This is a genomic window from Rhodopirellula halodulae (assembly GCF_020966775.1).
In the GTDB taxonomy this organism is placed as follows: Bacteria; Planctomycetota; Planctomycetia; order Pirellulales; family Pirellulaceae; genus Rhodopirellula; species Rhodopirellula halodulae.
Map to the genome: position 1 here is coordinate 607,417 of NZ_JAJKFV010000002.1, position 17,549 is coordinate 624,965.

The 17,549-nt window shown below is 55.2% G+C and carries 12 protein-coding genes; 9 read left to right on the forward strand and 3 right to left on the reverse strand.

From position 1 onward, the window contains the following. Positions 1–16 precede the first annotated feature (16 nt). The 5 genes from LOC70_RS03185 (at position 17) to LOC70_RS03205 (ending at position 6,347) form a co-directional block, all read left to right on the forward strand. Positions 17–1,573, forward strand: coding sequence for a sialate O-acetylesterase (locus LOC70_RS03185; protein WP_230251776.1), 1,557 nt, complete (start codon positions 17–19; stop codon positions 1,571–1,573). A gap of 463 nt (positions 1,574–2,036) precedes the next feature. Next, complete coding sequence (locus tag LOC70_RS03190; RefSeq protein WP_230251777.1) at positions 2,037–3,293, forward strand: DUF1559 domain-containing protein; 1,257 nt, start codon at positions 2,037–2,039, stop codon at positions 3,291–3,293. Between the two features lie 116 nt (positions 3,294–3,409). Further along, the gene (locus tag LOC70_RS03195; RefSeq protein ID WP_230251778.1) at positions 3,410–3,601 is read left to right on the forward strand and encodes a hypothetical protein; all 192 of its coding nucleotides are present in this window, start codon (positions 3,410–3,412) and stop codon (positions 3,599–3,601) included. Positions 3,602–3,769: 168 nt separating this feature from the next. Beyond that, a complete protein-coding gene (locus LOC70_RS24435) occupies positions 3,770–4,933 on the forward strand; it encodes a multiheme c-type cytochrome (RefSeq protein WP_230251779.1) in 1,164 nt (387 codons plus the stop codon). Continuing rightward, positions 4,926–6,347, forward strand: a complete 1,422-nt coding sequence (locus tag LOC70_RS03205) for a tetratricopeptide repeat protein (protein ID WP_230251780.1) — start codon at positions 4,926–4,928, stop codon at positions 6,345–6,347. The genes LOC70_RS24435 and LOC70_RS03205 overlap by 8 nt, the downstream gene beginning before the upstream one ends. On the opposite strand, the gene LOC70_RS03210 is transcribed toward LOC70_RS03205, so the two are convergent. The 3 genes from LOC70_RS03210 to LOC70_RS03220 form a co-directional block, all read right to left on the reverse strand. After that, the gene (locus LOC70_RS03210; protein WP_230251781.1) at positions 6,348–7,802 is read right to left on the reverse strand and encodes a hypothetical protein; all 1,455 of its coding nucleotides are present in this window, start codon (positions 7,800–7,802) and stop codon (positions 6,348–6,350) included. 79 nt (positions 7,803–7,881) lie between these two features. Then, on the reverse strand, positions 7,882–8,637 hold the full coding sequence (gene bshB1, locus LOC70_RS03215; RefSeq protein ID WP_230251782.1) for a bacillithiol biosynthesis deacetylase BshB1: 756 nt from the start codon (positions 8,635–8,637) through the stop codon (positions 7,882–7,884). Next, positions 8,634–10,235: an outer membrane protein assembly factor BamB family protein gene (locus tag LOC70_RS03220; protein WP_390888987.1), complete on the reverse strand. Its 1,602-nt coding sequence runs from the start codon at positions 10,233–10,235 to the stop codon at positions 8,634–8,636. The genes bshB1 and LOC70_RS03220 overlap by 4 nt, the downstream gene beginning before the upstream one ends. A 227-nt stretch (positions 10,236–10,462) precedes the next feature. Between LOC70_RS03220 and LOC70_RS03225 the strand changes: the two genes are divergently transcribed. From LOC70_RS03225 to LOC70_RS03240, 4 genes are all read left to right on the forward strand, one after another. After that, a complete protein-coding gene (locus LOC70_RS03225) occupies positions 10,463–11,317 on the forward strand; it encodes a metallophosphoesterase (protein WP_390888988.1) in 855 nt (284 codons plus the stop codon). A gap of 245 nt (positions 11,318–11,562) precedes the next feature. Next, positions 11,563–13,113 (forward strand): circularly permuted type 2 ATP-grasp protein, encoded by a 1,551-nt coding sequence (locus LOC70_RS03230; RefSeq protein WP_230251788.1) that lies wholly within the window; start codon positions 11,563–11,565, stop codon positions 13,111–13,113. Between the two features lie 115 nt (positions 13,114–13,228). Then, positions 13,229–14,179 carry an alpha-E domain-containing protein gene (locus LOC70_RS03235; protein ID WP_230251789.1) on the forward strand — a complete coding sequence of 317 codons (951 nt, stop codon included), beginning with the start codon at positions 13,229–13,231 and terminating at the stop codon, positions 14,177–14,179. Then, positions 14,176–17,523 (forward strand): transglutaminase family protein, encoded by a 3,348-nt coding sequence (locus tag LOC70_RS03240; RefSeq protein ID WP_230251790.1) that lies wholly within the window; start codon positions 14,176–14,178, stop codon positions 17,521–17,523. Before LOC70_RS03235 ends, LOC70_RS03240 begins: the two co-directional genes overlap by 4 nt. Positions 17,524–17,549: the final 26 nt, after the last annotated feature.

Consider the following 17,549-nt stretch of genomic DNA (forward strand, 5'->3'; position numbering starts at 1 on the left):
CGGAGACCCTCCCACCATGAAATCTCTTAAATGGCGGCCATCTGTGCTCGCCGCATTTGTTGTCGCTGAGTGTTTGTTGCTCCAATTGCAAACACCAGCTCAGGCTGAATTGATGATGCCATCGATCTTTGGCGATTCGATGGTGGTTCAACGGAACGAACCCGTTCATGTCTGGGGATGGACGGAGCCCGGGCAAGAAGTTCGCGTTCAATTGGGTGATCGTGCGGCTTCGGGCAAGGCCAACGGCGAAGGACGTTTTGATGTTTCGGTGCCCTCCCTTCCCGCAGGTGGACCTTACGAATTGACGGTCAAAGCCGACGAGACAAAAACCTTCACGGATGTGCTCGTGGGAGAGGTTTGGATTTGTTCAGGCCAGTCCAACATGGCGTGGTCGGTTCGCAGTGCCAACGATCCTGATTTGGAATCGTTGTCGGCAAATTATCCCGAGATTCGTTTGATCTCGGTTCCACAAGTCGGAACGCAAGAGCCGCAACGCGATTTCAAAGGGCAATGGGCCGCGGCGACACCGGAAACCGTCAAGGACTTCTCGGCCGTTGGTTATTTTTTTGGTCGTCAACTGCATCAAACACTCGATGTCCCGATCGGTTTGATTGACAACGCCTGGGGTGGTTCCGCCGCAGAAGCCTGGGTTCCACGCGACGTGTTGGAAGCCGATGGCAAGTACGAATCGATGCTCGCCGGTTGGGACAACCGAATGGCCAAGTACGATTACGATGCGCTACTGGAAGCTTGGAAAGAAAAGCAAAAGGCGTGGGTTGAAAAAGGTCGAAATGGGAACGCGCCGCGACGACCGCGGGACGATTCGGCCGGAAATCATCGTCCTGCCAATATCTACAACGGAGTCTTGCTACCGACCATTGGTTACACGATGCGAGGTGTGATTTGGTACCAAGGCGAATCCAATGCAGGGCGAGCCTACGAGTACCGCGATTTGTTCCCGTTGATGATTCAAACGTGGCGCGACCAATGGGGACAAGGTGATTTTCCGTTTTACTGGGTTCAGCTTGCTGACTTTCGATCCGAAGTTGATGAGCCCACCGACAGTTCGTGGGCCGAACTTCGCGAAGCCCAAACGATGACCATGTCTCGGTTGCCCAACACGGGCGAAGCGGTGATTCTGAACTTGGGCGAATCGGCGGACATTCACCCCAAGAACAAACAGGACGTTGCCAAGCGATTGGCTCGTTGGGCGTTGGCGAAAGACTATGGCTATGATTTGCCGTATCGCAGTCCCACCTATCGCGATGCCGAGTTCGATGGCAACAAAGCCATTGTCCGCTTTGATCATGTGGGTGCCGGCTTGGACACGTTCGATGTCAATGAAGCCATCGGGTTCACCTTGGCAGGCGAAAATCAAAAGTTCGTTCGTGCGAACGCCAAGATTGTCTCCAAGGACACGGTCGAAGTCACCGCCGAAGGCATCACCAACCCGGTCGCCGTCCGATACGCTTGGGCCGACAACCCCGTGTGCAACGTCCAAAGCAAAGAAGGTCTCCCGATGACCCCCTTCCGATCCGACGACTGGCCGGGCGTCACTCAACCCAAAGAGTGAGTTGAAACAATACCGATTGCTGCGACGCAGTTCATACCAGCCCCATTTTCCCGATCGGCGGAGAGTGGGGCTTTTTGTTAGGTAAACAGAGAATCACTTTTCGAGGGTAAGAGGCAGCGGCAGTTTGTGGCGGGGCGAACGCCACTCTGCGAGGGTGCGAACTGGAACCAGATGGAGGTGAAAGCGGCTTCATGCTCGGGAAGATAGATTCTTTGACCTCCAGTTTCAGCCTTGCGTGAATTTGCTCTCTTTGTGAGATAAGGCACCTCTAAATGAAGTTGAAGAGATTTGAGGCGACTTTCAGGCGATCTCAATTTTCATCGCTTTATTTCCAGAAATGATCGTTTTTTAGTTGCTTGTGCTCAAAAACCACCCATAGGATCTGTCTATAGGCTTCTAGCGGTGGGGGTGTGGAACTCCCTGCCGCATCGTTTTAATCCATTTGGCAGAAGACGAGGGAAAGATGATTGGGCACGAAAACGGTTCTCGACGAACCGCCTTTACCTTGGTGGAATTGTTGGTGGTGATTGCCATCATCGGGGTCCTAGTCGGGTTGCTTCTACCGGCGGTCCAGGCCGCTCGTGAAGCGGCACGGCGGATGAGTTGCAGCAACAACTTCAAGCAACTCGGGTTGGCAATTCACAACTACCACGCGGCGTTTAGCCAATTGCCTCCGCACGGAGGTGGAACTGGACCCGGCGTGGAAACACCATCGGATTGGTGGCGGGCGAGCAACACCGCGAACCGCAAGAGCTTGAGCGTGATGGTCGCGCTCACTCCGTATTTCGAACAGCAAGGATTGTGGGAACACATCTCCAACCCAAGTCGTCAGACGGTGACCGGCGCCGCTCCTCCCGCACTGGGTGGCGTCTGGCCGGCGATGGGTCCCAGTCCAAAGGCGTATTCGACTAACCCTGGTTACATTCCCTGGCAAACCGAGATCTCGATGCTTCGCTGTCCAAGCGATCCCGGGCAAGGATTGCCTGGTCGCGGACGCACGAACTATGGTCCATGCCTGGGTGATTCACCTCAGATTCAGTTGCAGCTGCACTACGACTTGAGAACGTTTGTGCCGAGCACCAATACGGGCAATGTTGTGAAAGCCAAAGCTGCACATCGTGGCTACTTCGCACCCTATTCTTCGTTCAAATTTCGTGATGTCTTAGATGGTTTGTCCAACACGATTGCGATGGGCGAGTTGGTTTCGAACCTTGGTGACAATGCGATCAACGGTTCATTGTCGTGGGATTCGGGTGGATCCGATGGTGACGTCACCAACAATCCGCTTCACTGCGTCGACTCTGGCGAAATTGATCCGCAACGTCCCCAGTTTTGGTGTCCGTCCGGCGGAACGGGGTGCACGCCACCGGCCCGCATCGTTAACGCGGAGACCAACGGTCGCGGAATGAGTTGGGCTTCTGCATTTCGCCTGTCGATTTCCGGTGTCTTTACCGTCAGGCCTCCCAATAGCGAACTCTGCATTGGTCACTGGGCGGACCACCCCGGGAACTTCTCACCCAGCAGTCATCACCAAGGCGGTTGCCATGTGTTGATGGGAGATGGTGCCGTCAAGTTCATTTCCGATTCCATCGAGTCGGGCAACCAAAGCGCTCCGATGATCAGTTCGACCAATCAGCCCGGCGGGATGAGCCCCTACGGAGTTTGGGGAGCACTCGGTAGTAAGGCGAGCAAAGAAACGATTTCTGACGAAGTGTTCTGAACTCGCATCGGCATGTCGGGCACGATGGCGTGACATTCGAAAACGGAATGTTTGGCGACCCGATCCGACTTCATTTTTCAGTTTGATCGAACGAAACCAATAACGAGGCATTTTTCATGAGTCATCCAACACTCAAGCATTGTGCATGGACTTTTTCATGCATGTTGCTGATCACGTTTGCGACAGGTTGCGACGATTCCGACGGGACGATCGTTGTACCTGACACGGAGCAAACCTCTTCGGAAGTTCCCACCAGCGAAATGAGCGAGGAGGAATACGCAAAGGAGTTGCAGAAATCGATGCAGTGACCCGAGCGAGTCGTTCGCCGAGGCATATCGTGGTGACCGCTGTGCGGTGAGACACATGTGATGTGCCCGAGGCCAGGTCACGTTCGAAGGGTGTGCCGATTCGTTCGGCGCACCCTTGCGGCATCTTTCAGTGTGGTTGATTGCGTTAAAAAGATTCCCAAGTTGCTCGTGAAAAGCTCTCTTGCCACCGATGCGTTTCTTCCATTCGCGAGATGGGGAATTCCGGTCTTCGTTTTGCTTGGAATGGCGTTACGAACCGATGCACAGGACACAGCCGCCCAATTCGTCGGAAAAGCCGTGTGTGCGGAGTGTCACCAGGTGAACCATCGTTTGCATGCCATGTCGGGACATGCATCGACGTTTTCCATGGCGACGGAGCCCTCTGTGGCAAGATTGTTTGATGGGAAAACCGTTGATGCTGGGACGGAACATGGATTGTTGACTTACCAAGTTTCGGACGACGGATTGCGGGTCGATCGTTATGCCACGGCAATCGAGTCAACGACCAAACAACCAAACAATGCAATCGATGGTGATCCAAAGGAACAAGCCGTCTTCCCGTATGCTTTGGGATCCGGACGCAACGCAATCACTTTGCTGTCCCTGATGAATGACCAAGACGGTTCGTTCGCGATTGAGCACCGCGTTTCTTGGTATCCAAAGCGAGAACCCAACGCCACTCACAACAAGCAAGACGGATACTTCGGTCTGACTCCGGGACATGATGGTGACGAACCGTCGGACTGGCTTGACTGTTTCGGTCAAAAGATTCGTGGTCAAAAGCTGGATTCTTGCATCGAGTGCCATTCCACAACCGGGCAAGTTGATCACGGCCAATTGGTGGATTTGATTCCAAACGTCAATTGTGAACGATGCCATGGACCCGGCAGCGAGCATGTGCAACAAGCACGCCGTTCTGACTCACCGCCACCGTTCTCGGTTGGGCAAACTGATTGGGATTTCGAAGCCGAATTGCAACTGTGCGGTTCTTGTCATCGCTTGCCACGCCATTTGTCACCCAAGGAACTGCGAGACTACTCCAGCGAATTGCTGCGGTTGCAGCCGGTGGGTTTGTTGCGTAGCGAGTGCTATTTGCAATCCGATGGAAAGCTGATGTGTTCGACTTGTCACAACCCTCACATGGACGCGAAGCAGAAAACGAAGGATCAATACGACGCGGACTGTCGCGCATGCCACCAACCCGCGAAGGAAGACCACGTCGTTTGTTCAATTTCGACCGATAGTGGATGCGTCGATTGCCACATGCCGGCGATTGCAGTGGAACAGGGCATGACCTTTCACGATCACTGGATTCGGATACGTGATGAGTGAAACCACAGCGTTAAATCTTCTCGGTCAGAAGCGACGTTGGTGCTGGGTCAGTATCTTTTTAGTCGTCGGATGTGACGTCGCGAGTCTTCCCGAACACGCTCCGTCGGTTGAGGTACCGGTGGTGTCCGAGGTCGAAGCAGTCACGCCCAACCGTTTGCCCAGTGACGAGTCGTCTGATCGATCAACGACGCGAATCTCTGAACCAACGGTCGCTTTGAAACCGGAGGGCGATGCAACGAAGTACCGTATGCTCGCGGAAGAAGCGTTGCAGAAGGGCAACGACGACGTGGCATACGAATACGCTCGCAAGGCCACACAGATCTCGCCGGATGACCCATTGGTTCTCTTCGTGATGGGAAGGGTTTTGGGTGTTCGGCATCGCTATGACGAAGCGATACGCCTTCTAAATCGTGTCGCCGAAAATGATCCTTCGGCTAGGCTGCCTTCACTGGGGCAGACGGCGCAGTGGATGGTGTTAAAGGGAGACTGGCGAGGTGCGGAGAAGAATTTCCAAGCGATCTTGCTGGACCTCCCGGACGCGATGATGGCTCATGAGGAGTTGTCCAAACTTTTCCTCAGGCAGGGACGGCGATACGAAGCGGCAATTCATTGGAGGATTCTCTGTCGAGGTGGCATCGCTCATGAACCATGGCTACGGCAGATGTTATCGGTTTCAGTCGGTCCGCCCGAACCAATCCTGTCTGAGGAACAGGAGCCCATTGGAACGCTGGGTGAAGCCCATTTTCGCGCCTCGCACAATTCGCTCCGCGATGCGATTTCCTGGTTGCAATCCAACGGAGACAACAAGCCAGAAGAAGCAGCGTTTCTTGGAAGACTCCTGGCTTACGAAGACGATCAGAAGTCTCTCGAAAACTGGGCGGAAGAGTTCCGTCTGCGGGAACCAAGCCGCGCAGATGGTTGGTTCGCCAAGGCGGCGGTGCACCGAATCCATGACGAACATTCAGATGTTGTGCGGTCGATTGCGAACGCAATCTTGCTCGACCCGACCGATGCACGTGCCTATCGAATGTATTCCGAAAGCCTCTCGCTGTTACAACACAGCGAATTCGCAGAACTAGCGAATTCGCGGGCTGAATGGATTGAACGAACACAGGAAATAGGTTTGCAGCTTCTCGCCGACGGTGACGAGAAAAGCGACGAGAAAGCGGTTTTGAAAGATGAGTTGGCGGACCTGTTGGAACGACTTCAGCGTGACGACGAATCATTCGCGTGGCGAACATTGGCGATCGCCGCATCGGAAGAGAGTCCCGGTGAGATTCAGCGTATGGTTTTAGAGGTCAATCAGAAACGACTTCGATGGTTGAAGTCAAAATCTTTGACACCCAACGAAGAATTTCTTCTCTGTGGAGTGACGCTGCGACAACTGAATCAATTGGTGGCGGGATCAAAGTAGTCATGCATCTCGAAGCCAACTCCGCCAGTTTTGGGCGTAGAGTTCGAGGAATTCGTCGGTGGTGGTCGCGTTCCAGAGATTGCGGTTCCAGGAGGCGGAGATGCAGATTCGGCCCCAGTTGACGCAAATGGCGAGCGAAATGTTGGTGTTGTCTCGCGGTGGTGGTGCCGCCAGCACATCCGTCAAACGCGCGTCTCCAATCTGGCGTTGGCCGTCCACTTCTGGGAAGCGATTCTTCATCCCTCGCGAGATGTCGCCCGCGTAGGTGAGAACGCTGGTGGTCATTCGGCGGCTCTTTCGAATCGCCCATCGAAAGAAACGAGGGTGGTTTGAGGCGGCTTTCAGACCATCCAGAAAGTCGAGGTGAACTCGAGTGGCTTTGATGTCAGCAACTTCTTCGCGAACGCTGGCGATCAGATCATGGATGTTCTGGCACTGGTCTTTGCGTCGACCCAGAAACGCGAAGCTCAATCGGTTGCACGCCGGTAGGTTGAGGTCTCCTCGCGATCGCAGGTCGACAGGCATCAACAAACGGTATCGTTTGGCTGCGCCATGACCATGTTGTTGTTCCCACTGTTCGAAGGTTTGAAACAGCAGTGCGATCGACAATTCGTTCAAGCTGACGTTCAGCGCGGAACATGCATCTTGGATTGCCTCTGATTCAGCCACGTCGAACCGATAGTGTCGAAGTGGATCGTCATGGCTAGAATGACTTGGTGAGTTGTCAACGTGCTTCTGCGAGCTTCCCCGAGAAGGCGACAGCGATGCGGGAAGTTGAAAGTGAAAGTAGTACGCGTTACGCAACCGGTCCCAAGTTGTCAGGGACTTCTTCGGTGGTTTCGAAAGCAATTCACCGAGATCCATTCGCTCCCGTAAACGTTCCGGGACCGGGGTGGACCGAGCAGCCAAACGTGAGGATCGCCCGCACTCGGGATCGCTCGTTTCGCGTGCGTAATGCGTCAGTACGCTCAACAGAATTTGTCGTATCGCGACGCCATCGCAACACACGTGATGCAATTGCAGGACCACGCGAGAGACCGGTTTTGCAGCCTTCGAGGTCGATTGCGAAGGCTTCGGCGAATTAGATTCATGATCCGTCAGGTACCAGACGCGGCAACCGGATTCTTTGAACAGGTCAAAGGGATGTGGGCGTGGGTTGTCGGGTGAACCGGTGGTGAGCGGGAGGTCACCAGAACGGAGCAATCGCGGCGCGAGTTCCCGCTCAAAATGCCAAAAATATTGGCCGTTGGTTTCCGCAATTTTGCAGGAGAGCAGGGGATGTTCGTCGACCGTGCGATCCACCGCGGACTGAAGTTTGACAGGATCCAGGGCCGTCGAAAAATGCAGTTCCACAAAGCTCGTTAGAGGACAAGCTTCGGTTTCGTCGAGAATGAAAAACGTTTCCAGCGGAGTCAGCGGCAGCGGAAACAAGGGGTCGGTGGTCTCGGCGAGCATTTCAAAACCGATGCGAAGAAAAGGGCGGAGCGGAAAGCTCGCCACTTCAAACTAGCTCGCGACCCTCAAAAATCAAATCTCAGATCAAATCACGAAGACTGGACATCGCCAGCGGTTCTTTGGTGGCAAAGGGTTCGCCGTACTGACGTTCGATCAAACGGCCCCAGTAAGCCGCGTCGTCACGAAAACGATCGGTGAGGCTGGGCGGTCCCGGATCGCGACCGGTGATGAATTGGCTCTCGTAAGCTCGAATCGCATCGAGCTTTCGATCCCACTGATCCGAAATGTCCACGATCCAACTGGGCTGAACCGCCAACCGAAGATGGATGCAGAAATAGTAGTAGAGTCGTTCCGGATGATGTCGTGGTCCGGGCATCGCGGTCTTGCTCAGTTTGGCGTGGAAGCGAGCCGCCTCCACCAATTGAGTTGCAGCGATGTGGTCGGGGTGAGCATCGTGGTAATACGGTGCAAACAACCATCGAGGCCGCAAGCAACGAACGAAGGAAGCGATGTGTTCTCGGGCTGGCAAACTGGCTTCGACCGCACGATTGGTTAACCCGGCGTTGCCCCGCCAAGTCAGCTTCATGATTTCCGTTGCGTGAGCGGTTTCGCGACGCCGTATTTCCAGGCTGCCGTGCGGTGTGGGTTCACCGCTCGTCAAATCCAGCACGCCGACACGCATGCCTTCATCGATCATTCGCATAATGGTCCCACCCATTCCCAGTTCGGCGTCGTCCGGGTGCGGTGCGACGACCAAGAAATCCAATGGCGGTATCTGATCGGGATCCGGGTAGGGATCGGAATCACTGAAGACGGAAGAGGTCAATGCGTTCATTCAGGTAGTTCCAGTGCGATGGCTTGTCGGGCGTTGCGAACGAGAATCAAATTGCCAACGACTGTGGGGATGTTCCACGTCTTGTGCTGGAGGGCTGGGATGCGAAGGATCTCGCGGTATTCATCAGGAGTCGCTTCGACCAGCAACACTTCGCCTTCTTCGGATTGAACGACCAAAACATCGTCGATCAAAACGGCTTGACCTTGGCCGCAGCGTTCTCGTCGTGACTGCTCCCACAACCGTTTACCGGATTCGACTTCGACAGCCTGCAAAGCCCCGTTGCTGATGCCATAGGCGATCCCGTCTTGGACCAAGCAATGATTGAATTTGGTTTTCAAGACACGAGATGAATGCCAAAGTTCAGTGACTTCAAAGGAGCGAGCTTCTTCTGAATCATTCGTTGTTTCGGCCCATGTAACAGAGATCAACGAACTTCCACCGCCATAGCCTTTGCCGATGAGAAACTGATCTTTGCCGGCTGGGATGGCGGCGGCGCAGTTGGCACCCGAGTTGGACTTGCCTTCCCAAGGAAACGACCACAGAACCGATCCCGATGAGATGTCGTGGCCGGTGATGTCGGCTTCGTTGACCGACACAATCTGACGTTTGCCACCCAATGTCATGACCATCGGCGATGCGTAGCTGATCTGTTGGTTGCCGGCTCGCCACCGCATGTCGCCCGAGTCGGCGTCCAGCGCGATCAGCGAACGGCCTTTTTCCGCGGCAGCGTCGGGTCCACCAAGCGGGATGATGCACAATCCATCGGTCAACAAAGGTGAACCTGATCGTCCCCATAAAATCGCGGCTTCGGAATCCTCTTTGTTCCAACCACTGACTTCCAACAGGTCTTTCTGCCAGATGACCTCGCCGGTTGCCAGATTTAAACACCACAATCTTCCGGTGGCTCCTTGAGCGTACACGCGTGCGGGATGTTCTTCGTTGGCCGGAACAATGGCTGGGGTGGAACGCGGTCCGCCACCTCCGAGGGCTTGGAAATGGCTGGCTTCATGATCGACCAACCAAAGCAATTGCCCGTCGGACAAACGATACGCGGTGACACATTCACTTTCGTCGCGTTGTTCCAGCGTCACCGCCACGTTGTCAAAGACTGCAAAAGAGGACCAGCCTTCGCCGACACCGATGTCCCAGCGCCGCGAAACCTGATCCAGCGAGGTCGGAATCTCGAATTGTCGGTCGGTCACGATTCCGGTGCGTTGGTCCCCGAGAAACTGAGACCAGGTTGTTTGAGACGCTGCGGTTTCGTCCGTTGGAATCGTGGCATCCTCCGTGATTTCCTTGGGTGATTGCTCGGTCAGCGGGTTGACCTTCATCGCGGGAGTCGAGGATCCGCCGAAACGCCATGAAAACCGAGGGAACATTTCCCCAGAAAAACTTTCAAACTTGAACAGCGTTGCGGCGATGCCGATCAAGCCAAGGCAGCAGGCGGGCACGAGCCATGGACGTGAAGCCGCCATGGCCGCACGCTGAAGTTGGTACAAGGCAATCAGTAGAACAATGCCAACCACCGCCAAACTTTGCAGCAAAGCGGCTTGGTAGTCAGTTCCGGGTGCACGCCACTGAATCAATCCAATCACCATCGCACCGGCGATGACTGAAACGATCGCGCGTAGAATGCGACGGCGGATGACCAAGTCGGCATCGGTGGTCACTGACGCGGCATTCGAGTCAGATTCAGATGCCTTCACTTGGTTGGCATCGGATGTGTTGGAATGATCGGTCATGGTCGACCAGTCAAAATGAGTGAGAGATGTTGAAACGCAGGAAAAACCGTCCGGCTTCCGTGCACGGTAACACGTTGCCACGAATGGCGGAATTAGTTCCCCATGCTGATTTAGCGCGCCCGATGCGGTTGGCGTTTATTTCGGACCTGCATCTGTTCAGTTCGCGATGTCACTATGACCGTCACGAACCTGCTATCCGCCGCGCGTTGGAGGCATCGGACGTCTGCGTTTGGGGCGGCGATCTGTTTGATTTTTGCTGGAGCCAGTTGGGTGACGGTGAGCAATCGCGAAGGGCGGCGGTCGATTGGTTGGAAGATTGGCGAAGTGAATTTCCGGATAAGGTGTTTGTTTACCTCAATGGCAACCACGATGCGCAAGCCAAATTCCGGGATTCATTGTCAGAGTGGGCCAAGCCACACGCTCGCAGCGGTGATCAGCAGCATCAGAATTTGAGTCCCGTGACGAAGGACTCCGTAAAAAGTTCGGAACCGACCCGGTTGAGTTTGCGTCCGGGTGCCATTCATGTCGGCTGGGACGCCCTGCGTTTTGCGGACACCTTGTTGGTCCACGGGGACGTGATGGAGGGCGGCAATCATGACATGGCGCTTGCTCAGTACCGACATCGCTGGTCGCACGAACCCAACACTTCGCCCGCGAATCTTCAGAATGGTTTGTACGATGCCGCCGTGACGGCGCGTTTGCACTTGGCCGCGGCGAGCGTCGTTCATCGACGTCGTTCGACCTGTTTGCGATTGTTGCATTGGGCCCGTCAGCAACCGGCATGGCTGCATCACGATCTGAAAAGAATTGTCTTCGGTCACACACATCGGCATATTAATGGCGTGCGAGTTGCAGGGATCGATTTTTACAACGGTGGTGCCGCGGTAAGGCACGTGAAGTTCGATCCGGTGCTTCTCCAGGTGTCATGCCGAGATTGAGCGTTTTTCGCGAGATCTTAATGGTACGCTCCCCCCACCTAAGTCGGGACGGAGGGAACTTGGTTTTCCTTGGATGCAGAAGTTTGCAATTCGTTTCAATGCGTCCGTGGCTTGGGATACACTGCTGCGTATGAGTCAGAGGCGGACTGACCGGAGAACCCAGGTGATCACAGGATCACGTGGCTGTCTATCGTCGTGAAAACTCTGTCAGCCGATTCGTTGTCAGCGAACCGGAAAGCTGCTCTATGCAAAATCAATCGCAGTCGTTTCAGTCGCAATCCAGTTCCTCAGATATGGATTCGATGCAGTCGCAAAGTCAAACCGGGATGAACCCTTGTTTGCCGGGTTATGAAACGGATTGCTTCTTCGATGAGGTGGTGGACCAAAAGGGCGTGGCACGTCCGGATTCCGTGGCCTTGGTGGATTTGATCAATCGTTTGCCACCTGGCGAATTGAAGCGTCGCCAACAAGCCATCGAACGGTCGCTGTACCAGATGGGAATCACGTTCACGGTTTACAGTGATTCGGCCGGCACAGAAAAGATCATGCCGTTCGACATCGTGCCTCGGATTGTGGCGCCGGACGTTTGGACTCACATCGACAGCGGGTTGAAGCAACGTATCCGTGCTCTCAACCGATTCCTTTCCGACATCTACAACGAACGCAAAATCATTGCCGACGGCATCATCCCGGCGACGGTGATCGATTCCTGTCCCGCATACCTGGATCAGTGCAAGGGTTTGCGTCCACCGCATGACGTTTGGTGTCACATCACCGGAACGGATTTGGTGCGTGACAACGAGGGCAATGTCTTTGTGCTCGAAGACAATTTGCGCTGCCCATCGGGCGTGTCCTACGTGTTGCAAAACCGTTCGGTGATGAAGCGGAACTTCCCACAAGCCTTCACGGCTTCGAAGGTGCGTCCGGTCAGCGATTATCCATCACGGCTGTATCAGATGTTGCGTCGGATGGCACCGATGGAGAACGCGGATCCCAATGTCGTTGTGTTGACACCCGGAGTTTACAACAGCGCCTATTACGAACATTCGTACTTGGCGCACCAAATGGGCGTGGAGTTGGTCGAAGGTCGTGATTTGTTGGTCAAAGACGATCGGGTCTACTCTCGAACCACGGACGGATTGCAGCAGGTCGATGTGATCTATCGTCGCGTCGATGACACGTTTTTGGATCCGAAGGTTTTCAACCCGGACTCGGTCCTTGGCGTTCCCGGTTTGATGGCGGCTTACCGCGCCGGCAACGTGGCTTTGGCCAATGCGCCGGGAACCGGCGTGGCAGATGACAAAGTGGTCTACGCCTACGTGCCTGAGATGATTCGTTACTACTTGGGCGAAGAACCCATTTTGTCCAACGTGCCGACTTACCTTTGTGACCGGGAAGACGATCGCGCTTATGTGTTGGATCATCTAGACGAGCTCGTGGTGAAAGCCGCGGGTGAGTCAGGCGGCTATGGCATCCTGATAGGACCGCAGGCCAGCCCCGAAGAGCGACAAGAATTCGCGGCCAAGATCAAAGAGAACCCGCGGAACTATATCGCTCAACCGACGCTTCAACTATCTCGCGTGCCGACCATGGTCGAAGAACACCTGGAAGGTCGTCACGTGGATCTGCGGCCGTACATTCTGTGCGAAGGACCTGACGATGTTTGGGTTTTGCCTGGCGGTCTGACTCGAGTCGCTCTGAAGAAGGGCTGCTTGGTCGTCAATTCATCTCAGGGCGGTGGCAGCAAAGACACATGGGTGGTCGCTCAGGCTGGTGAAACTGTCGCTCGGTTGTAGTTGCGTGGCATTGTTTTCGTGCGACCATCGTTCCACGGGATCTCTACCGCCACGTTGCTGATTGGCACTGGATCTCCACTCTTCTTGCTCTTCGTTTTTTGCAGACACCACTGATATGCTTTCCCGCGTTGCCGAATCCGTTTACTGGATGAGTCGCCAAGTGGAGCGTGCCGAGAACATCGCACGTTTCTTGGAAGTCACATTGAATTTGATCCTTGATCAGCCGGAGAACTTGGTGGACCCATGGAGTCCGCTGGTCCAAGTCACCGCTGATGAGGAATGGTTCGAAGCCAAATATGGCAAACCGGACAGCCGCAACGTGGTTCAGTTCTTGGCGTTTGACGACGAGTACCCGAACTCGATGGTTTCGTGCTTACGAGCCGCCCGCGAAAATGCTCGCGGGGTTCGTGAGACGCTGTCGTCCGAAGCCTTCGAGCAGCTCAATGAGTTTTATCATTTCGTGGGCGAAGCCTCTGCTGCTGCCGCGATGGATCCGACCAGCCAGTTCTTTGACGATGTGCGTCGACAAACGTTGCTGTGGAGCGGTGTGTTTGCCAGCACGATGGCCCAAGATCAAGGTTGGCACTTCGCGAATGTGGGGCGGATGCTCGAGCGAGCCGACAAGACTTCCCGAATCTTGGATGTGAAGTATTTCAATCTGCTGCCAAACTTGGCGGACGTCGGAACGGCGGTGGATGATTTGCAGTGGTCGGCATTGCTGTTGGCGATCAGTGGGTTTGAAGCCTACCGGCGCGATCATCATCAAATCGAAATCGAAAAGGTGGTGGATTTCTTTTTGTTCAATCGAACCTTCCCCCGGTCGATTCATCACTGCATCGCGTCGGCGGGATGGTCGTTGCGAGAAATTGAAGAAGCGTCCGAGAGCAATCTTCAACGGACGGCACGTCCCATTTTGGATGAACTGCAGCATCGTTTGGCTCACACGCAAGTCAAAGAAGCCCTCGCGGGCGGAATGCACCAGTTTGTTGATTCGGTCCAGATCGAAATCAACCAGATTGGTGAAGCACTCGGACAAGACTATTTTCAAACATCGGTGAATTCATGACGATCCGCGTCGCTCTGCATCACAAGACGTCTTACCACTACGAACGACCCATCGGCGTTGGACCTCAACAAGTTCGGCTGCGTCCGGCCTATCACGGTCGCACGCCCATCGTCTCGTACAGTTTGACGGTGTCGCCGAAAGATCATTTTTGCAACTGGCAGCAGGACCCGTTTGCCAATCCGGTTGCGCGATTGGTGTTCGAGAAGCCAACGAACCACTTGACGGTCGCCGTTGATTTGGTCGCCGACATGACGGTGATCAACCCGTTTGAATTCTTCGTGGATGATTCCGCGCAAGAATGGCCGTTTGAATACGGCGCCGAAACCAAACGGCAATTGGCGAGTTACCTGACACCGGGTGAGTCGTCGCCCAAGTTCATGCAGTGGATTGAAACGCTGCCGAAGAAGTCCGAACGTATCATCGACTTTTTGGTCGACGTCAATCGAGCGACCCAGGCACGCGTGGATTACAAAATTCGTCTGGAACCCGGCGTGCAAACCCCGGAAGAAACGCTGACTCTGGGCAGTGGTTCCTGTCGCGATTCCGCGTGGTTGCTGGTCAACGCTTTTCGGCAAATGGGGATGGCGGCGCGATTTGTGTCCGGCTACCTGATTCAGTTGACAGCGGATCAGGAGTCTTTGGATGGACCCAACGGCCCGGCGGAAGACTTCTGTGATTTGCATGCTTGGACCGAGGTTTACTTGCCCGGTGCCGGGTGGGTGGGACTCGATCCAACGAGCGGTTTGCTGGCTGGCGAAGGCCACATTCCATTGGCGTGCACGCCCACCTTCACAGATGCGGCACCCATCATCGGCGGTCATGAACCGTGCGAGGTCGAATTCGCACACGAGATGTCCGTCACGCGGGTGCGTGAAGATCCTCGCGTGACCAAACCCTACGCCGACAAGACCTGGAAAGAGATCCTTGACGCCGGTCGAGCCATCGACGAACAGTTGGACCAATCCGATGTGCGTCTGACGATGGGCGGCGAGCCCACGTTCGTTTCGATCGACAACATGGATGATCCGCAATGGAACACCGATGCGGTGGGCGAAGAGAAACGGGTGCTTAGCAACGTGTTGCTGAATCGCTTGCGAAAGCGTTGGGCACCGGGCAGTTTGCTGCACTATGGTCAAGGCAAATGGTACCCGGGCGAGTCATTGCCGCGATGGGCGCTGACTTGCATTTGGCGACGTGACGGACAGCCCATCTGGCATGACGATCAATGGATCGCGGATGAAGGAAAGGACTACGGTCACACACACAAAGACGCGGAACGGTTTGTCAAGTCACTGGCACGAGAACTGAATGTCAGCGCGAAGATGACCTTTCCGGTCCACGAGGATGTGTTTCACTATCTTTGGCGAGAAAACCGACTGCCGATTGATGTGGATCCATCGGACCCGAAACTCGAAGATCCCAACGAACGCGCGATGATGATGCGGACGTTCAATGTTGGTTTGGGTGCACCGGTTGGCTTTGTGTTGCCCATACGACGTGCTTGGTGGCAAGCTCGACCGGGGTGGATTAGCGGACGTTGGCCTGTCCGAGCTGATCGCGTTTATTTGATCCCGGGTGATTCGCCGATCGGATTGCGTTTGCCTCTGGATCGTTTGCCAATCTCATCCGCGGTTTCGGCTCCGTTTTACACGGCGCCTTTGGATCCAACCGCACCCCGAGGGCCATTGCCCACGTCGGAGATGCCGCGTGGGAATGAACAAGACCCGCGTGCGCATCACCGCGAGGATCGCCACGACGAGTCTCGCGAAAAGATCCATCCTCAGGTCTTGGACGAAGAAGACGACGATAACTTGCCGACTAGTGAGGACGTGGTGCAAACCGCGCTTTGTGTCGAATGTCGTTATGGCCGATTGCATGTGTTCATGCCGCCGACGCAGCGGATCGAAGACTACTTGGACTTGATCACGGCGGTGGAACAAACCTGCGTTTCAACCGGTTTGCCCGTCATCATCGAAGGCTATTTGCCACCGCATGATGATCGCGTGGAACTGTTCAAGGTCACGCCGGATCCAGGTGTGATCGAGGTCAACACGCAACCCACCGCATCGTGGGAGCAGTTGGTGAGTTTGACCGAGTCGCTGTACGAGGAGGCTCGCAAGTCCCGATTGGGAACCGACAAGTTTGACTTGGATGGCTATCACACCGGCACCGGTGGCGGAAACCACATCGTGCTCGGGGGACGGGCTGCCAGCGAAAGCCCGTTTCTGCGACGACCGGATCTGCTCGCCAGCTTCATCCGATTTTGGAACAACCATCCGTCGTTGTCGTATATGTTCAGCAGTCGGTTCATCGGACCGACCAGCCAGGCACCGCGGATGGATGAAGCTCGCCAAGACGCGTCCTACGAGATGGACATCGCGCTGAGTCAATTGCCTCCCGTTGGCAATCAAGTTCCGCCGTGGATGGTGGATCGTTTGTTCCGCGACCTAATGGTCGATTTAACGGGGAACACGCACCGCGCCGAAATCTGTGTGGACAAGTTGTACTCGCCCGATAGCTCGACGGGACGATTGGGGCTGGTGGAGCTTCGCGGTTTTGAAATGCCACCTCACGAACAAATGAGTTTGGCGCAGTTGCTTCTGATTCGTTCCTGTGTCGCGGCGTTTTGGCAACAGCCATACGACCGTCCGCTGCAACATTGGGGCACGCGACTTCACGATCGTTTCTTGCTGCCGCATTTTGCCTGGCAAGATTTCCGAGAGTTGATTGGCGAATTGAACGCCAAGGGCGCGCCGCTGTCGGCGGATTGGTTCGCTGTGCATCACGAGTTTCGATTCCCGTTGATTGGCGAAATGAAACTGGATGGCATGCGATTGGAACTCCGCAGTGCAATCGAACCGTGGTACGTGATGGGTGAAGAACCCGGATCCTCCGGGACCACGCGTTTCGTTGATTCTTCACTGGAACGGTTGCAAGTGAAGCTGGATGGTTTCGATCCCGAACAACATGCATTGATGGTGGGCGGTCGTGAAGTGCCACTGCATGCGACCGGAGTGGCCGGACAATATGTGGCCGGAATTCGATACCGAGCCTGGCAGCCGCCTCGATGTTTGCACCCAACCATTGGGGTTCACACGCCGTTGCAATTCGATGTGGTGAATCGGGCGGCTCGTCGATCCGTTGGTGGTTGCACTTACCATACGGTGCACCCGGGCGGATTGGCTCACGAGCGGTTCCCGGTCAATCCGAAAGAAGCGGAATCGCGGCGAGCTTCTCGTTTTCGTCCCTTGACGGTCACGGGTGGCGAAGTGGTGTTGCCAGGTTTGTCGCCTCGGGTGGGTTACGAACCGTTCCCAATCACGATGGATCTGCGTCGCAATTGACGTTTTGCGATGAGAAGAATTCGAAA